Here is a 16527-nt window from a genome sequence, read left to right on the forward strand (position 1 = left end):
CCAAGCCCCCAGGGATGGGTTTACGGCGTCTCCCGCAACCGGACCCACCCCGCCTCCCCACAGGAAGCCCGCCGTTGCTTCGGCTGTTGCTGTTGCTTTTGCTGTTGCTGTTGCTGTTGCTTTTGCTGTTGCTGTTGCTGTTGCCTGCAGCGGGTGCAGGGCGCAGCCCTGCAGGCAACACCCCTCCCTGAGCATTCCGCGCACTGCTTTGAGCGCCGCGCACACGCTGGCCACGGCACGCTGTCCGGCAACGGAACCGCCCGTCATCCACCGAGAACTGCCATGACCCTGCATCACCTGCCCCTGCGTAGCGCCCTGCTGCTGGCCCTGTCCGCCCTGCCGCTGGCCGCGCTGGCCGAAGCCACCTCACCCGCTCCCACCCGGCAGGTGCCCGGCGTCTACCATCAGCGCATCGGTGCGTTGCAGGTCACCGCCCTGTTCGATGGCGTGGTCGCACTCGGCCGGCAGGAAGTGGTGGACGTACCGCCAACGCTGGTCAGCCGCCTGTTGGAAGGCCGCTACGTACCGGAAGACAAGAAGGGCCTGCAGACCGCCATCAACGCCTTCCTGGTGCGCCAGGGCAACCACCTGACCCTGGTCGACACCGGCACCGCGCAGTGCTTCGGCCCCGGCCTGGGCCAGGTGCTGGGCAACCTGCGTGCCTCCGGCGTGGACCCGGCCGAGGTGGACGAGGTGCTGCTGACCCATGCCCATCCGGACCACCTGTGCGGCGTACTCGACGCGCAGGGCAAGCCGGCCTACCCGAATGCCACCGTGTGGCTGTCCAGGGCCGATGCCGATTACTGGCTCAACCCGGCCAGCGAGGCCACGGCGCCGAAGGGCGTGCGCTTCGCCTTCCCGCTGGCGCGCACCGCAGTAGCGCCGTACCAGGCCAGCGGCCACCTGCGCACCTTCAGCCCCGGCGATGCCCTGCCCGGTGGCGCGGTGGCGATGGATACCCACGGCCACACGCCGGGCCACGTCTCCTACCGGTTCGACAGCCAGGGCCAGTCACTGCTGGTGTGGGGCGATGTGCTGCACTTCCACGCGGTGCAGTTCGCACACCCGGAGGCCGCGTTCGAGGCCGATTCGGACCGCAAGGCGGCCACGGCCAGCCGTCGCGGCCTGCTGCAGCAGGCCACCGCCAACGGTTGGTGGGTGGCCGGTGCGCACCTGCCGTTCCCGGGCCTGGGCCATGTGCGCAGCGAAGGCCAAGCCTATGCGTGGGTGCCGGCGGAGTATTCGCCGTTGTGAGGGTGTGCCACAGGACAGGGCGATGTTGCCGGCCAGCGGCCGGCACTACCAGGAAACAGGTCGGTAGCGCCCGGCTGCCAGCCGGGCGACGGGGGAACGCTTATTCCAGCCCCAGCCAGCCGCCGATCACGGCGCGGGCCTCATCCACGCCGGTGCGGTCCTCGCCGGAGAACACCTGCACGCTGACGCTGTCGCCGTAGGCCGAGTGCAGCTCCTTGCGCACCTTCTGCAGGGTCTGCATCTGCTGGCTGCGGCTGAGCTTGTCGGCCTTGGTCAGCAGTGCGTGCGCCGGCATGCCGCGCTGCACCGCGTAGGACAGCATCTGCCGGTCGTAATCCTTCAGCGGGTGACGGATGTCCATCACCACCACCAGGCCCTTCAGGGCTTCGCGGGTGCGGAAGTACCGGTCGATGAAGGCCTGCCAGTGCGCCTGCAGGTCCAGCGGCACCTTGGCGTAGCCGTAACCGGGCAGGTCGACCAGGTGGGCGTCCGGGGTGATCTGGAAGAACACCAGCTGCTGGGTGCGGCCGGGGGTCTTGGACACGCGGGCCAGGGCGTTCTGGCGGGTCAGCGCGTTGAGGGCGCTGGACTTGCCGGCGTTGGAGCGTCCGGCGAAGGCCACTTCGGCGCCTTCATCGGGCGGCAGCTGCCGCACGTTGTGGGCCGAGAGGTGGTAACGGGCGCGTTCGATGAGCAATGACATGTGCCTAGGATCGCATGTTGCGGCGCCGCGCGCCCGTGCCGGCGGCCCTTGCGGGCATTTTGCTGCACTGCTGCGTTGACCGTGCGCGGAAACGCCGTTGATAATCCGGGCGATGCCGGCGGCCACCGCCCGGCCCGGTCCATACGGAGCTTTAGCATGCGCCACGCTCGCGTTCTTGCCGTATCCGCCCTTGCCACTGCCGTAGTCGTTGCCGCCGCTGCGTTCGCGCAGACCACGTTGACCCCGCTGCCCGACAACGGGCCGATCAACACCGCCTCGCTGGAGGTGGATTTCAGCAAGACCCACTGGGGCGATGCCAAGGCAGGCCAGACCAAGGCCTCGGCCTGCGCGGCCTGCCACGGCGCCGACGGCAACGCCACGGTGGAGATGTACCCGTCCATCGCCGGCCAGAGCGAACGCTACGTGGCCCAGCAGATGGCCCTGATTGCCAATGGCCAGCGCAGTTCCGGCGCGGCGGTGGCGATGGTGCCGTTCGTGCAGAACCTTACGCCGCAGGACATGCGCGACATCGGCGCCTACTTCGCCACCCAGAAGGCCACGGCCGGCATCGCCGACGACACCGCGGTCACCGACGGCCCTTACAAGGGCATGAAATTCTACGAGATCGGCCAGCAGCTGTACCGCGGTGGCGACGCCAAGCGCGGCCTGCCGGCCTGCATGGCCTGCCATGGCCCCAGCGGCGCCGGCAATCCGGGGCCCGCCTATCCGCATCTCGGTGGCCAGCACGCCAGTTATGTCGCGCGACGCCTGCAGGAGTACCAGGCCGGGCAGACCCATGAGACCGACAAGACCCATTTCCAGATCATGGCCACGGTCGCGCAGAAGCTGAGCGAACAGGAGGTGCAGGCGCTGTCGAGCTACCTGCAGGGCCTGCACAACAAGGCCGACGACCTGGCCGCTGCGGCCACGCCAACGCAACCGGCTGCCGCCCCCTGACCACCACTGGTCGGCCCGGGCCGCCACCGCGGCCCCCGCCTGCGGTATGTTTCCTTCACGCCGGCGACCGCGCCGGCGTTGCTTTTTTCAACGGAGATGCGTGTCGATGAGGTTGATTCCCCGCCTGCTGTTGTCCCTGCTGGTCCTGCTGCCGCTGGCCGCCAGTGCCGCCGCCCCTGCCAACGCACCGCTGGTGGAAGGCAAAGACTACGAACGTATCGCCCAGCCGGGCCCGTTCCAGCCGCTGGCCGGGAAGATCGAAGTGGTCGAGGTCTTCGGCTACACCTGCCCGCACTGCGCCCATTTCGAGCCGCAGCTGGAGGCCTGGGCCGCCAAGCTGCCGGCCGACGTGCGCTTCACCCCGGTGCCGGCCGCCTTCGGCGGCGCCTGGGATGCCTGGGCCCTGGCCTACTACGCCGCTGACGAAGTGGGCGTGGCCAAGCGCAGCCATGCGGCCGTGTTCAAGGCACTGCACCAGGACGGCGCGCTGCCGATGCAGAACATCTCGGCCGATGAGCTCGCCAACTTCTACAAAGCCTACGGCGTGGCCCCGGACCGTTACCTGCAGGCGCTGCGGGGCGAGGCCGTGCAGAAGAAGGTCGATGCCGCCCGCGCGTTCGCCCAGCGCACCAAGGTGCCGGGCACCCCGGCCATCATCATCAACGGCCAGTACCTGGTGCGTGGCAACAGCTTCGACGACCAGCTGCGCATCGCCTCGGCGCTGATCGCCCAGGCCCGCGCGGCCCGCGGCCGCTGAACCAACACCCACCATCGACACGGCGCTGTCGCCGCCGCGTGTCATCATTTCCCTCTGGCCGGTGCCTGACGCCGGCCCCACCATTCCAGATGCTGGAGACGTTTCCATGAAGACCCGTTTCGCCGCCCTCGCCCTCGCAGCGCTGCTGCCGATCCTGGCCGCCTGCAAGGCCGATGACGGCAGCGCCAACACCACCGCGGCTCCGGCCGAACCGGCACCGGCTCCGGCCAGCACCGAGCCGGCGGCTCCGGCGGCGGGCGCCGAGGGCGCTGCCCCGGCCGCTGCCGAAGGCGACAAGGCTGCGGCCGAAGCCGCTCCGGCGGCCGCTCCGGCCCCGACCACCGCCGCGCTGACCGGCCCGGCCCCGGTGGAAGGCGCCGATTACCAGGTCATCCCGAACGGCCAGCCGTTCCAGCCGGCCGCCGGCAAGATCGAAGTGACCGAGATCTTCGGCTACGTCTGCCCGGCCTGTGCCGCGTTCCAGCCGCTGGTCGGCCCGTGGAAGGCCGGTCTGCCGAGCGACGTGAACTTCGTCTACGTGCCGGCCATGTTCGGCGGCACCTGGGATGACTACGCCCGTGCCTTCTACGCCGCGCAGACGCTGGGCGTGCAGGAGAAGACCCACGAAGCGCTGTACGCCGCCATCCACTCGCAGAAGACCCTGAAGGGCGAGCGCGGCCGTGACTCGGTGGACGACATCGCCAAGTTCTACGGCGCCTATGGCGTGGATCCGAAGCAGTTCGCCGCCACCATGGGCAGCTTCGCGGTGAACGCCAAGACCAACTCGGCCAAGCAGTTCGCCCAGCGCAGCCAGATCAGCGGAACGCCGTCGATCATCGTCAATGGCAAGTACCTGGTGAAGGGCAAGAGCTTCCCGGACATGCTGCGCATTGCCGACCACCTGATCGCCCACGAACGCGGTGCGGCCCAGGCTCACTGATCCAAGAGACGTTTTCCCCGGCCGTGAATTCCCCCCGTACACGGACCCTGCGCTTGCTGACGGCCAACATCCAGGCCGGCTCAAGTACCCGCCGCTACAGCGACTATGTGACCCGCAGCTGGTCACATGCGCTGCCGGCGGGTCGCAAGCGCAGCAGCCTTGACGCGATTGCCACCTTGGCGCGCGAACACGACATCGTCGGCCTGCAGGAGGCCGACCCGGGCAGCCTGCGCTCGGGCTTCACCAACCAGACCCATTACCTGGCCCAGCGCGCCGGCTTCAATTACTGGAGCCACCAGCCTAACCGGCGCATGGGCGGGGTCGCCTCCAGCGCCAACGGCTTGCTGAGCAAGCTGGAACCGGTGGAAGTGCAGGACCACGCCCTGCCCGGCCGCATCGGCGGGCGTGGCGTGCTGCTGGCCAAGTTCGGCGACGGTACCGACGGCCTGGCGGTGGCGGTGGCGCATCTGTCACTTGGCGCGGGCTCGCGGATGTCGCAGCTGGGTTTCATCGCCGAGCTGCTGTCCGACCACCCCAACGCGGTGCTGATGGGCGATTTCAACTGCCTGGCCGAACGCCCGGAAATGCAGGTGCTCTACCAGAAGACCCGGCTGCAGCCGCCCGGCTGCATCGTGCCGACCTTCCCCAGCTGGCGCCCCGACCGCGCCATCGACCACATCCTGGTCAGCAGCGGGCTGCAGACCCGCACCGTGGAAGCCGTACCGGCCGCGTTCTCCGACCACCTCGCCCTGGCGATGGCGATCGACGTCCCGGCCGACGCCCTGCGCTGAAAAAGGGGACGGAGGGGATTAAGTCGTTTGTGGCACAAACGACTTAATCCCCTCCGTCCCCTTTTTCATGCGGTGACCGGCACCTTCAGCCTTCGCGCGGTCATCGTGCTGCCCACCGAGGCCAGCACGGTGCAGCCGATCGCCAGCCACTGCAGCCCGTGCAGGTGCTCGTGCAGCAGCAACATCGCCCACAGCGCGGCCACCGCCGGTTCCATGCTGATCAGAATGCCGAAGGTCTCCTTGGGCAGGCGCTTGAGCGCCATCATTTCCAGCGACATCGGGATCGCACTGGATACCAGCGCCACCAGCAGCCCCGCCGCCAGGATCTTCGGATCGAGCAGCGCCGCACCGGCATGCACCACGCCCACCGGCACCACCACCAGCGACGCCGCCAGCAGCCCCAGCGACACCGAATGCCCGGCGTGCAGGTGGCCGGCGCGCTTGCCGAACACGATGTACAGGCCCCAGCACGCCGCCGCACCCATTGCATACAGCACACCGGCCGGGTCCAGCGCCGGGCCGCCCCCCAACGGCAGCAACAGCAACAACCCCACCACCGCGCAACCTACCCAGACGAAGTCGATCGGTCGTCGTGATGACAGCATCGCCACCGTCAACGGCCCGGTGAATTCAATGGCCACCGCGATGCCGAAGGGAATCGTGCGCAGGGCCATGTAGAACAGCAGGTTCATCAGGCCCAGGGTGAGCCCGTAGCGCAGGATGGTGATCGCATCCACGCGGCTGGTTTTCCAGCGCCACGGCCGCCAGAACAGCAGCAGCAACAGCGCCGAGAAGCCCACGCGCAGCGCGCTGGTGCCCTGGGCGCCGATCAGCGGGAACAGGTGTTTTGCGTAGGAGGTGCCGATGGCCAGCGAGGTGACCGAGCCCAGCACCGCCAGCGCCGGCAACATCGGCGCGAATCGTGAGGTCTGCATGGGCAAAGTCTATTGCGCCCACGCCGAGCACTTGGCTCAATTGACAGCCCGTTCGTGCAATTTCTGCTCGCCATGGCCATCGCCCCCGTGCTCGACAGTTTCGACCGCGCCATCCTCGACCTGCTGCAGCGGGACAACACCCTGCCGCAGCGCGAAATCGCCGAGGCCGTGCACCTGTCCACCCCGGCCGTGCAACGCCGGATCAAGCGCCTGCAGGACAGCGGCGTGATCGCGGCCAATGTGGCGGTGGTCGCCGCAGCCAAGGTCGGGCGACCGCTGACCATCATCGTCGAGGTGCGCGTGGTCAGCGAGCAGCGCGAGCGCGTGGCGCCGTTCAAGCGCCGCGTGCAGGACGACCCGGCGGTGCAGCAGTGCTACTCGATCACCGGCGACGGCGACTTCCTGCTGCTGCTTTCAGCGGCGTCGATGGAAGAATACGAGGCGATCACCGAGCGCCTGTTCGGCGGTGATGACAACATCGAGCGGTTCCGGACCTCGGTGGCACTGGGGACGCTGAAGCGGAGTTTCGAAGTGCCGCTGCTACCGCCCCTGTAGAGTCGAGCTTGCTCGACTGCCCTTTGACGACTCCCCTTTGACCGCAAAGCAACAGCCGTCGAGCGTGGCTCGACGCTACAGTCCGAAGCCATGAGCACAACCACCTCCCCTGCCCATCGCCTGCGCCACTGGCTGCTGCGCGGCCTGTTCCTGGCCATTGCCATCGTTGCAGCCCTGGCGCTGTGGAACAGCCCGTGGGCGGCCGCACCGAAGATGTTGTGGACACTCGCGCGGATGCCCGCCGCCACCGCGCTGCCAGTGCCGGTGCAGGGCGTGCGCCCAAGGCAGATCGCCGACACCTTCGGTGCGCCGCGCGGTCGTGACCGCACGCATGCGGGTATCGACATCTTCGCCAAGCGCGGTACGCCGGTGCGCAGCGCCACGCCTGGCGTCGTCGCCGATGTCAGCGAACGCGGGCTTGGCGGCCGCCAGGTGTGGGTGATCGGGCCGGGACGGGAACGCTACTACTACGCGCATCTGGAAAGCTGGGCCGACGGTCTGGCACGCGGCCAGGTGGTCCGGCCCGGCGACCTGCTCGGCCATGTCGGCGACAGCGGCAACGCCAAGGGCACGCCGCCGCACCTGCACTGGGGCATCTACGGTTCCCAGGGCGCGCGCGACCCGCTGCCGCTGCTGCGCTGACCCCTTGGCCGACCAGGCTCGACGCCACGCCCGGCCAGACGCATCATCGACCGCAGTGACAGGGAAAGCACACCGATGACCCGCCTTCGCACCATCGCGCCGTTCGTCACCCTGGCGCTGCTGGCCACCAGCTGCAGCACCGTGCAGGCACGCCGCGACCCGTTGTGTGCACATCTTCTTGCCTTCGCCAACAGCGCCTCGATCGGCACCCAGCCGGCGATTGAACTGGTCAGCGACTGGAGCAGCTTCAGCAAGCACTGCACGCATGGCGGCACCCTTGCGGGCAGGCAGTTCTGCGATTGGCTGCTGCCCAATACGTCCACCGAATTCGCCACGATCAACATCCAGCGCACCCTGGCCTGCCTGGCCCCCGGGACGAACTACGCCGGCTCGGAACGGCTGTTCCCGGAATACGTGACCGGGAAGGTGCAGTCCCTGAATGTGCGCGGACTCGACGCGGACGTAGTGATCACCGTCGAATACGCCGTCGGCATCGAGGGGGAACGGCCGCGCATGAAGATCCAGGCCGAACGCCTGCCGCCGCAGGACTAGATCGGCCGCGACAGCATGCGCACCGCCCTCGCCCATTTGTAAACGAAAACAATTCCCATTACGATATTTGCGTTTTGCGGACGGCCAGGACGGTTCGTCCGTGCTCGCATTGCCCAGCCACCGCCCTGAACGCAGGGTTCCGCCAGCGGCGTGAGATCCCCACCAGCCGCGGCGCCAGACCATCCGGGAAGCCGGTCGGACGCACGCACGTGCCCGTCCAGGAACCCCAATGATCCGTTCGACCTCCCCCGTTCTGCCACATCGCCTGTCCGCGGCGGTGCTGTCCGCCCTCAGCCTGGCCATCGCCCCGGCCGCCTTTGCCGACACCGCCGCCGACCCGACCACCCTCGACAAGGTCGTGGTCAAGGGTGAGCGTGCCGAAGGCTATTCGGTGCGCCGCACCTCCGCCGGTACCCGTTTCGACCTGGCACCGCGCGAGATCCCGCAGTCGATCAGCATCATCAGCCACCAGCGCATCGAAGACCAGAAGCTGGACGACATCATCGACGTGCTGGCCAACACCACCGGCGTGACCAGCACCCAGTCCGACAGCGAGCGCACCGAGTTCTACGCGCGTGGGTTCTACATCGATGCCTACCAGTTCGATGGCCTGCCGACGCAGATGGTGCAGAACTGGAGCTACGGTGATTCCGGCCTGGATCTGGCCCTGTACGACCGCGTGGAAGTGGTGCGCGGTGCCACCGGCCTGCTCAGTGGTGCCGGTAATCCGTCGGCATCGGTGAACCTGATCCGCAAGCATGCCGACAGCGCCGAACTGACCGGCAGCGTATCGGTGAACGTGGGCAGCTGGGGCCGCACCCGCACCACCGTGGACGTGGGCAGCGCGCTCAATGCCAGCGGTACCGTGCGTGGCCGCGTCATCGGCAGCTACCTGGATACCGACGGCCAGATGGACCGCTACAACCAGCGCAAGACGCTGGGCTACGCGGTCATCGATGCCGACCTGACCCCGGACACCCAGCTGAGCGTGGGCTACGACTACCAGCAGAAGCGTGCCAATGGCGCCACCTGGGGCGGCTTCCCGATGCTGTACTCGGACGGAAGCCGTACGCCGTATGACGAGTCCTTCAATGCCAGCCCGGACTGGACCTACTGGGACACCACCAGCAAGCGTGCCTTCGCCACGCTGCAGCATGCCTTCAGCAACGGCTGGAAGTTCAAGATCGGCGCCACCCACGACGAGACCAAGGCCGACGACAAGCTGTTCTATCCGGCCTACAACAACTGGGTCACCGGGGCCTCCAACTTCAACAAGACCACCGGTGCTGGCATCTCGCCGTCGGCCGGCTTCTACAACACCGAGCGCAAGGTCAACGCCGTCGATGGCTACGTGGATGGTCCGTTCCGCCTGTTCGGCCGCGAACACCAGTTCATGGCCGGCCTGAGCTACAACAAGCGTGAGTACGCCAACTACGGCGACTACCAGGTGGGCGGCGCCAACCTGCTGTGGGATCCGTTTGCCAGCTACTTCAACTGGACCGGCAACATCAGCCAGCCCAACTGGAACCCGCTGGCGCTGGCCAGCCGCGGCACCATCACCCAGAAGGCCGGCTACCTCGCCACCCGCCTGTCGCTGGCCGACCCGCTGAAGCTGATCCTCGGTGCGCGCTACACCGACTGGAAGAGCGAAGGCGAGAACGATGACCGCGAACACAAGGTGACCACGCCCTACGCCGGCCTGGTGTACGACATCAACGACACCTGGTCTGCCTACACCAGCTATACCGAAATCTTCCAGCCACAGACCGCGCGCGACCGCAATGATCGCTACCTCGATCCGGTGGATGGCAAGAGCTACGAAGTGGGCGTCAAGGCCGCCTGGTTCGACAATCGCCTGAATGCCTCGCTGGCGGTCTTCCGCATCGAGCAGGACAACGTCGCCCAGGCCACCAATGAACCGATCATCGGCCGGCCCGGCGAACTCGCTTCGATTGCCGCGCGGGGCACCGTCAGCCGCGGCTTCGAGTTCGAAGTGAACGGCGAGCTGGCACCGGGCTGGAATGCCACCTTCGGCGCATCGCGCTACGTGGCCAAGGACATCAACGGCAGCGACATCAACACCAACCTGCCGCAGACCGCGTTGAAGCTGTTCACCAGCTACACCCCGCAGTCGCTGCAGGAACTGACCGTCGGCGGCGGCGCCAACTGGCAGAACCGCATCTACTACACGGTGCCGGCCTATGGCCGCATCGAGCAGAGCGGCTATGCGCTGGTCAGCGCCTTCGTGCGCTACCGCATCTCGCCGGAGTTCAGCGTGCAGGCCAACCTCAACAACCTGCTGGACAAGAAATACCTGTCGCAGATCAATGGTTACGGCGCCTTCGGTGATGGCCGCAACGGCTCGCTGACCTTTACCTGGTCGTTCTGATGCAAACGGCGCCGGGGCAACCCGGCGCCGTGCATTCCGTAGCGTCGAGCGCCGCACCGGGAGGGTCCCGGCGCGGCATCCCGAGGTCAGAACCGCAGGTCCGCGCGCAGGTACCAGTAGCGCCCACGCGGGATGTCGTAGGTCGAGGCGTCGTAGCCATTCAACGAACACGACAGGCAGATCGGCGGATCCTTGTCGAACACGTTGTTCAGGCCAGCGGTCAGCTGCAGCCCCTTCATCCAGTCGATCTTGTAGCCCACCTGCATGTCGTGGAAGGTGGTGGCCGACAGCGTGTTGGTGCCGGCCGCCTGGTTGCTGCACACCGGGAACACCGCAGCATCACCGCAGTTCTCGGTCAGCTCGGAGATGTGGCGCACCGTCCAGTTGGCGCTCCAGCGGTCCATCGTCCAGCCGATGCTGGCGTTGCTGGTCCACTCCGGAATCGAACTGTCGGCCACTTCCACGCCGGGCTTCTGCGGCTGCTTCTGCCCGGCCGCACCGGTGGCCTCGTAACGGCCGACGAAGGTGTTCTTCCAGGCCAGCTTGAACTGGCCGATGGAGGTCTGCGGCAACGTCCAGAACAGGTCCACGTCCCAGCCATCGGTCTTGATCGACCCCAGGTTGGTCAGGCGGTTGTTGAAGCTGCTGACCGCACCGGTGCTGGCACGGGTGATGCCATTGCAGTAGATCGGGTCCAGCGTATCCACGCACAGGTCCAGCTGGGTCTGCGCATTGATCGCCTGGATCGCGCCGTCGATGGCATGGCGGTAGAAGGTCACCTCCACATCGAAGCGCTCCGACCACGACGCGTTGTTGCCGAACCACGGGCTCCACACGAAGCCGGCGCTGAAGCTGCGCGAACGTTCCGGATCCAGCTCGCGGTTGCCGCCGGTGGTCACCGAGATCTGCGAGTTGGCCTGCTGGAAGCCCGCCGGTACGCCCAGCGCGGCGCAGTTGGCTGCACTGCCACGCGGCGGCGTGCCACCCAGGCCTACCGAGCAGGGATCGAACAGCTGCAGGTCGGCTCGCGCCGCCGAGCCGTACAGTTCGCCGATCGACGGCGCACGGAAGCCCTCGGCATAGGTCGTGCGCAGCACGAAGTCGTCGGTCACCTGCCAGCGCAGGCCGTACTTGGGCGTGAACTCGCCACCGAAGGTGGAGTAATCCGAGTAGCGCCCGGCCAGGCTGAGATCGAGCTTCTTGCCGAACGGCGAGTCGGCGAAGATCGGCACGCTCAACTCCAGGTAGGCCTCGTTGACGTCATAGGAGCCGGAGGTCGGCTGCGACGGTACGCCGTTGTAGTGGCCGATCACCGTCAGCGGATCAGGCTGGTAGGAACCCTTGTACTTGCGGTACTCGAAGCCGGTGGCGAAGGACACCGGGCCGGCCGGCAGCGAGAACAGATCGCTGGACAGGTTGGCGGTGAACAGGCTCAGTTCGTTCTGGCTGCGGTCGCGCACCACCGGCTGGATCCACTTCAGCATGTCCGGGGTGATCGAGCCGACGCCGCCGAAGATGTTCAGCGGCACGCAGCCCGGGGTCGCGGCGCACACCGCCGGATCGCCCAGCGCCATGTTCACCTTGTAGATGTCATAGCTGCCGTAGTTGGTCTGTTCGGCCTTGTTCTTGCTGTACATGCCGTTGACATCCCAGTACCAGCTGCGGTCGGCGGCATGGAAGTCGCCGACCAAGCCGGTGGCGAAATAGGTGGTGTCCACCTTCTGCTTGAACACGCGCGCACCGCCTTCCACCGGGCGGCGGCCGATCAGGCTCATGTTGTCGCCGGACACCAGGTCGAAGCCGAACGGGTTGTACGGGTTCAGGTGCGAGACCACGATGTTGTCGGCCAGCGGATTGCCGGTGGCACCGTCGGGGCCGAAGAACAGCGGCTCCGGCCCGGCCTGGTTGGTCGACTCGCGGCGGTTGCCCAGTGCCTTGACGTACCACTGCACGTTGTCGGTGATGTCGAAGCGGAACTGGCCGAACAGGCCTTTGCGCTCCGACGGCGTCAGCACCATGTTGTATTCGGCGAAGTTGAAGCGGTCGGCGCTGGTGAAGCAATGGTAGTCATCGCTGCGGTTGCAGCCGGCGCTGCCGTCGTAACGCGGATTGCTCACACCGGTATTGGGCACGATGTTCTGCGAGGCGCCGGTGTTCGGATCGACGAAGGCGAAGCGGCCCTGCGGAATGCCACCACTGCCGAACGCCAGGCCGGTGCCCGGAATCGGGAAGCGCGACTGCTCGCGATCCTTGGCGAACACCGGGTCCTGCTTGGTCCAGCTGGCGCCCAGGAACAGGCTGAAGCGATCGCCGCTCTTGCCCCAGGCCAGGTCCACGCCCTTCTGGGTGCCGTCGCCCTTGCTGTATTCGCCATAGTTCAGCGTCACCTGGCCGCCATCGAAATCGCGGCGGGTGATGATGTTGACCACACCGGCAATGGCGTCGGAGCCGTACAGCGATGACGCACCATCCTCCAGCACTTCGATGCGTTCGACGATGGCCAGCGGAATGGTGTTGAGGTCGGTGGCCGAACCCACGCCCGACGCAGACGATTCATTGACCCAGCGGATGCCATCGACCAGCACCAGCACGCGCTTGGCGCCCAGGTGGCGGAGATCGACCTGCGCCGAACCGGCGCCCACGCCACTGCCATCGGGCGGGAAGCCGAAATTGCCGGACGAATTGAACTTGGCGTTGAGCGCCGAACCGGACCCGGTGAGCTGCTGCAGCACCTCGCCGATCGAGGTCAGGCCGGTGCGCTCGATGTCACCGCGGGTCAGGGTCTGGATCGGCACCTGGCCTTCGACTTCAGCGCGCTTGATGCGGGTACCGGTGACTTCCACCGCATCGAGGTTGGTGGTGGATTGTGCAGCGGCACCCAGTGGTGCCAGGGCCGTCACGCACAGCGCGACGGCAACCGCCAACGGGCGGTGATGCAGGTGAATCATTCGCTCTCTCTCCAAAGGAATGTCGGGACATGGGCTGCCGCGCTCCCCCCTGCATGGCGGCAGCGTCTCCTTTGTAAACAAGCGGTAAAAATCACGGCGTGATGATCGACACCCTTTCACGCGGAATTGACGCAATTGACAGCTGATTACGTCAAATGGCGACAGATTAAGACCGGACGGTACTGTTCGCCGTGCGCAGCACAGATGCCAGCTGCGACAGCGCGCGCCGAGATCAACCGTCTTTCATCAAGCCGTCTTGCCAGTGCCCCCACGGGCGGGCAAGTGCGTCCAAGCGCAGGCCGTGCTGGCTGACAGCCAGCAGCACACGCGCCATGTCCTGGTAATCGGTGTCGTCGGCGGTCGACAGGCGCACCGCCGGGCGACGCGGAAGTGGCAGCTGCTGCGCCTGCGCCAGCACCTGCTGCAGCGCCGGCATATCCAGCGGTTGCCCCTTCAGGAACATGCCTCCTGCGGCATCCAGGAAGGGCGGCCTGCCGATAGCAGGCCGCCCGTTGACGAACTCACCGCACGAAGGCGATGCGCTCCATGCCGGTAGCCTCGGCGGCGGCCAGGATCCTGGCCATGCCTTCGTATTCGGCCGCCGGATCGGTGGCGATACGCAGCTCCGGCAGGTTGCCGGCGTGCTCACCCGCCTGCGCCTGCAGGCGCGCCTGCAGATCGCCGATCGCCATCGGTTGCCCGTCCCAGCTCAGCTGGTTGGACGCATCCAGGCGCAGCTCGATCGGCGCTGGCGGTTCGGGGCGATCGATCGTGCGATCGGTGGCCTGTGGCAACTGCACGGCAATCGGCCGGGCCACGATCGGCGCGGTCACGATGAAGATGATCAACAGCACCAGCATCACATCCACCAGTGGCGTGACATTGATCTCCGCCAGCGGGCCGCTTCGTCCTGCGCTACTGAACGCCATGTGCCGCTCCCTGCAGCCGAGCCGTTCGCCCAAGGCCGACACTACGGCGCGTGCCGCCCCGAATGGCAGTGCCGGTATCCGGAACATTCAGCTGCCGTTGCCGAGCGCTGGCGTGCACGCAATGCGAAACTGAATTCAGCCAGCGCCCGCTATGCTGGGCGCCATGACCCGACGCTCTTCGACCGCCCTGTCCCTGCTGCCCTTGGCCACCACGCTGCTGATCGGCTGCGCCAATGCCCAGTCCCTCGATGCCCAGAATGCGCAGCTGAAAGCCGCCATCGCTGCCGCCGAGCGCGGCCAGTTCGATCCCGGCCAGGCCGGTGCGCTCAGCCGCCACCCGGCCTATGGCTGGCTGGAGTACGCCAACCTGCGCCGCAACATCGATACCGTCGATACCGCACAGGCACAGGCCTTCCTCAAGCGCTACGACGGCCAGGCCGTGGCCACCACCTTCCGCAGCGTGTGGCTGCCTTCTGTCGCGCGACGCCAGGACTGGCCGACCCTGCTGGCCAACTGGGCACCGACCGACAACGCCGGCCTGCGCTGCGCCCAGCTGACCGCGCGCCAGGTGACCGGCAAGGTCGATCCGCAGTGGATCAGCGAGGCACAGGACCTGTGGCGCAAGAACGGCAAGTCGCTGCCCGACGGCTGCGATGCGGTTTTCGCCGTGCTGCAGGCGCAGGGCGGGTTGAGTGACGCGCTGCGCTGGGAGCGCATCGACGCGGCCGCCGACGCGCAGCAGCCGGCGGTGATGCGCAGTGCGGCGCGCGGCCTGCCCGCCACCGACCTGGCACTGGCCAGCACGTACGCCGCGTTCGTCGACAAACCCAACGCCAGCGCACTGAACTGGCCGCGCAACGAGCGCAGCCGGCGCATCGCCACCGATGGCCTGGCCAAACTGGCCAAGGCCGACCCGGGCGCCACCGAGCAGCAGTTGCCGCAGTACGCGCAGGCCCTCGGCCTGAGTGCCGACCAGCAGGGCCAGGTGCTGTACCAGATCGCGCTGTGGACGGTGGCCTCCTATCTGCCGGAGTCGGCGCGCCGCCTCAATGCGGTGCCGGAGTCGGCGTATGACGAGCGCCTGCACGAATGGCGCGTGCGCGAGGCCATGTCGCGTGGCGACTGGCCGGCGGCACTGACCGCGCTGCGCAAGATGGGCAGCAAGCAACGCAGCGACCCGCGCTGGCGCTACTTCGAAGGCCGCATGCTGGAGAAGACCGGCCAGGCACAGCAGGCCCAGGCGCTGTTCCGCGATGCCGCACGCGCCCCCACCTTCCACGGCTTCCTCGCCGCCGACAAGCTGCAGCAGGGCTATACGCTGTGCCCGTGGAAGCCGAACGACAGCGCGCAGGCGCAGGCCGTGATCGCGCGCGACCCGGCCATCCAGCGTGCGATGGCGCTGTACCAGATCGACCGCACCGGCTGGGCCGTGGCCGAATGGAACAGCGCACTGTCGCGTTTCGATGACACCCAGCGCCGCCTTGCCGTGCGCGTGGCGCAGGACAACGGCTGGTTCGACCGCGCCGTGTTCGCACTCGGCAAGCAGCCGCAGGAACAGCGCCTGTACGACCTGCGCTTCCCGCTGCACCACGACGCCACCATCCGCCGCGAATCGGCACGCAATGCCATCGACCCGGCCTGGGTGGCGGCGGAAATCCGCGCGGAGAGCACCTTCACCCCGCGCGCGCGTTCGCCTGCCAACGCAATGGGCCTGATGCAGGTGCTGCCGGCCACCGGTGCCGGCGTGGCCAAGTCGATCGGCCTGACCGGCTACGGTGGTGCCGACAGCCTGTACGACCCGGACACCAACATCGCCATCGGTACCGCGTACCTGCGTCAGCTGATGAACAAGTACGACGGCCTGCCGTACGTGACCATCGCCGCCTACAACGCCGGCCCGACCCCGACCGCCCGCTGGCAGGGCCAGCGCCCCGGGTTTGATCCAGACCTGTGGATCGAGACGATCAGCTACAAGGAAACCCGTGAGTACGTGGCCCGCGTGCTGGCCTTCAGCGTGATCTACGACTGGCGCCTCAATGGCGATGCGCTGCCACTGAGCGACCGCCTCATGGGCCGCCTGGTGGACAAGCGCAAGAGCTTCAGCTGCGCTGCCAACGCCGACCAGGGCGGCGATTGATCGCAACACGGTAGTGGCGGCCGCTGGCCGGCAACATC

General features: G+C 67.4%; 15 protein-coding genes. 10 read left to right on the forward strand and 5 right to left on the reverse strand.

The features are described 5' to 3' along the window. Positions 1–282: 282 nt before the first annotated feature. The gene (locus tag QRO93_RS17830; RefSeq protein WP_180879117.1) at positions 283–1254 is read left to right on the forward strand and encodes an MBL fold metallo-hydrolase; all 972 of its coding nucleotides are present in this window, start codon (positions 283–285) and stop codon (positions 1252–1254) included. Between the two features lie 100 nt (positions 1255–1354). Here the strand turns inward: QRO93_RS17830 and yihA are convergent, their stop codons facing one another. Then, a complete protein-coding gene (gene yihA, locus QRO93_RS17835) occupies positions 1355–1957 on the reverse strand; it encodes a ribosome biogenesis GTP-binding protein YihA/YsxC (protein WP_053450784.1) in 603 nt (200 codons plus the stop codon). A gap of 156 nt (positions 1958–2113) precedes the next feature. Here yihA and QRO93_RS17840 point away from each other — a divergent pair, with 156 nt between their 5' ends. The 4 genes from QRO93_RS17840 to QRO93_RS17855 all read left to right on the forward strand — a co-directional run bounded on the left by QRO93_RS17840 (position 2114) and on the right by QRO93_RS17855 (position 5402). Beyond that, entirely contained in the window at positions 2114–2914 is an 801-nt protein-coding gene (locus QRO93_RS17840) for a cytochrome c (RefSeq protein ID WP_053450785.1), read from the forward strand. A 106-nt stretch (positions 2915–3020) separates the two neighbouring features. Further along, positions 3021–3671, forward strand: coding sequence for a thiol:disulfide interchange protein DsbA/DsbL (locus tag QRO93_RS17845; RefSeq protein WP_053450786.1), 651 nt, complete (start codon positions 3021–3023; stop codon positions 3669–3671). A gap of 106 nt (positions 3672–3777) precedes the next feature. Continuing rightward, positions 3778–4611, forward strand: a complete 834-nt coding sequence (locus QRO93_RS17850) for a thiol:disulfide interchange protein DsbA/DsbL (RefSeq protein ID WP_285304304.1) — start codon at positions 3778–3780, stop codon at positions 4609–4611. A 53-nt stretch (positions 4612–4664) separates the two neighbouring features. Then, the gene (locus QRO93_RS17855) at positions 4665–5402 is read left to right on the forward strand and encodes an endonuclease/exonuclease/phosphatase family protein (protein ID WP_180879119.1); all 738 of its coding nucleotides are present in this window, start codon (positions 4665–4667) and stop codon (positions 5400–5402) included. Positions 5403–5467: 65 nt separating this feature from the next. Here the strand turns inward: QRO93_RS17855 and QRO93_RS17860 are convergent, their stop codons facing one another. After that, positions 5468–6337 (reverse strand): EamA family transporter, encoded by an 870-nt coding sequence (locus QRO93_RS17860; RefSeq protein WP_180879121.1) that lies wholly within the window; start codon positions 6335–6337, stop codon positions 5468–5470. 72 nt (positions 6338–6409) lie between these two features. Between QRO93_RS17860 and QRO93_RS17865 the strand changes: the two genes are divergently transcribed. The 4 genes from QRO93_RS17865 (at position 6410) to fhuE (ending at position 10475) form a co-directional block, all read left to right on the forward strand. Then, on the forward strand, positions 6410–6892 hold the full coding sequence (locus QRO93_RS17865; protein ID WP_040007093.1) for an Lrp/AsnC family transcriptional regulator: 483 nt from the start codon (positions 6410–6412) through the stop codon (positions 6890–6892). A gap of 90 nt (positions 6893–6982) precedes the next feature. Beyond that, complete coding sequence (locus tag QRO93_RS17870; protein WP_180879123.1) at positions 6983–7534, forward strand: M23 family metallopeptidase; 552 nt, start codon at positions 6983–6985, stop codon at positions 7532–7534. A gap of 75 nt (positions 7535–7609) precedes the next feature. Next, positions 7610–8086 carry a hypothetical protein gene (locus QRO93_RS17875; RefSeq protein WP_180879125.1) on the forward strand — a complete coding sequence of 159 codons (477 nt, stop codon included), beginning with the start codon at positions 7610–7612 and terminating at the stop codon, positions 8084–8086. A 229-nt stretch (positions 8087–8315) separates the two neighbouring features. Continuing rightward, entirely contained in the window at positions 8316–10475 is a 2160-nt protein-coding gene (gene fhuE / locus QRO93_RS17880) for a ferric-rhodotorulic acid/ferric-coprogen receptor FhuE (RefSeq protein WP_180879127.1), read from the forward strand. 86 nt (positions 10476–10561) lie between these two features. On the opposite strand, the gene QRO93_RS17885 is transcribed toward fhuE, so the two are convergent. The 3 genes from QRO93_RS17885 to QRO93_RS17895 form a co-directional block, all read right to left on the reverse strand. Next, entirely contained in the window at positions 10562–13423 is a 2862-nt protein-coding gene (locus QRO93_RS17885) for a TonB-dependent siderophore receptor (protein WP_180879129.1), read from the reverse strand. A gap of 232 nt (positions 13424–13655) precedes the next feature. After that, positions 13656–13886, reverse strand: a complete 231-nt coding sequence (locus QRO93_RS17890; RefSeq protein ID WP_180879130.1) for a hypothetical protein — start codon at positions 13884–13886, stop codon at positions 13656–13658. Between the two features lie 58 nt (positions 13887–13944). After that, positions 13945–14352 (reverse strand): biopolymer transporter ExbD, encoded by a 408-nt coding sequence (locus QRO93_RS17895; RefSeq protein ID WP_164087058.1) that lies wholly within the window; start codon positions 14350–14352, stop codon positions 13945–13947. 151 nt (positions 14353–14503) lie between these two features. Here QRO93_RS17895 and QRO93_RS17900 point away from each other — a divergent pair, with 151 nt between their 5' ends. After that, complete coding sequence (locus QRO93_RS17900; RefSeq protein WP_180879131.1) at positions 14504–16489, forward strand: transglycosylase SLT domain-containing protein; 1986 nt, start codon at positions 14504–14506, stop codon at positions 16487–16489. The last annotated feature ends 38 nt before the right edge of the window (positions 16490–16527 follow it).

Source organism: Stenotrophomonas maltophilia group sp. Smal17 (assembly GCF_030237045.1).
Classification (GTDB): Bacteria; Pseudomonadota; Gammaproteobacteria; order Xanthomonadales; family Xanthomonadaceae; genus Stenotrophomonas; species Stenotrophomonas forensis.

What these genes read in the sequence shown, in the direction of transcription:
- QRO93_RS17830 (WP_180879117.1), top strand. Translation starts at nt 283, where the DNA reads ATGACCCTGCATCACCTGCCCCTGCGTAGCGCCCTGCTGCTGGCCCTG.
- yihA (WP_053450784.1), bottom strand. Translation starts at nt 1,957, where the DNA reads ATGTCATTGCTCATCGAACGCGCCCGTTACCACCTCTCGGCCCACAAC.
- QRO93_RS17840 (WP_053450785.1), top strand. Translation starts at nt 2,114, where the DNA reads ATGCGCCACGCTCGCGTTCTTGCCGTATCCGCCCTTGCCACTGCCGTA.
- QRO93_RS17845 (WP_053450786.1), top strand. Translation starts at nt 3,021, where the DNA reads ATGAGGTTGATTCCCCGCCTGCTGTTGTCCCTGCTGGTCCTGCTGCCG.
- QRO93_RS17850 (WP_285304304.1), top strand. Translation starts at nt 3,778, where the DNA reads ATGAAGACCCGTTTCGCCGCCCTCGCCCTCGCAGCGCTGCTGCCGATC.
- QRO93_RS17860 (WP_180879121.1), bottom strand. Translation starts at nt 6,337, where the DNA reads ATGCAGACCTCACGATTCGCGCCGATGTTGCCGGCGCTGGCGGTGCTG.
- QRO93_RS17865 (WP_040007093.1), top strand. Translation starts at nt 6,410, where the DNA reads ATGGCCATCGCCCCCGTGCTCGACAGTTTCGACCGCGCCATCCTCGAC.
- QRO93_RS17870 (WP_180879123.1), top strand. Translation starts at nt 6,983, where the DNA reads ATGAGCACAACCACCTCCCCTGCCCATCGCCTGCGCCACTGGCTGCTG.
- QRO93_RS17875 (WP_180879125.1), top strand. Translation starts at nt 7,610, where the DNA reads ATGACCCGCCTTCGCACCATCGCGCCGTTCGTCACCCTGGCGCTGCTG.
- fhuE (WP_180879127.1), top strand. Translation starts at nt 8,316, where the DNA reads ATGATCCGTTCGACCTCCCCCGTTCTGCCACATCGCCTGTCCGCGGCG.
- QRO93_RS17885 (WP_180879129.1), bottom strand. Translation starts at nt 13,423, where the DNA reads ATGATTCACCTGCATCACCGCCCGTTGGCGGTTGCCGTCGCGCTGTGC.
- QRO93_RS17890 (WP_180879130.1), bottom strand. Translation starts at nt 13,886, where the DNA reads ATGTTCCTGAAGGGGCAACCGCTGGATATGCCGGCGCTGCAGCAGGTG.
- QRO93_RS17895 (WP_164087058.1), bottom strand. Translation starts at nt 14,352, where the DNA reads ATGGCGTTCAGTAGCGCAGGACGAAGCGGCCCGCTGGCGGAGATCAAT.
- QRO93_RS17900 (WP_180879131.1), top strand. Translation starts at nt 14,504, where the DNA reads ATGCTGGGCGCCATGACCCGACGCTCTTCGACCGCCCTGTCCCTGCTG.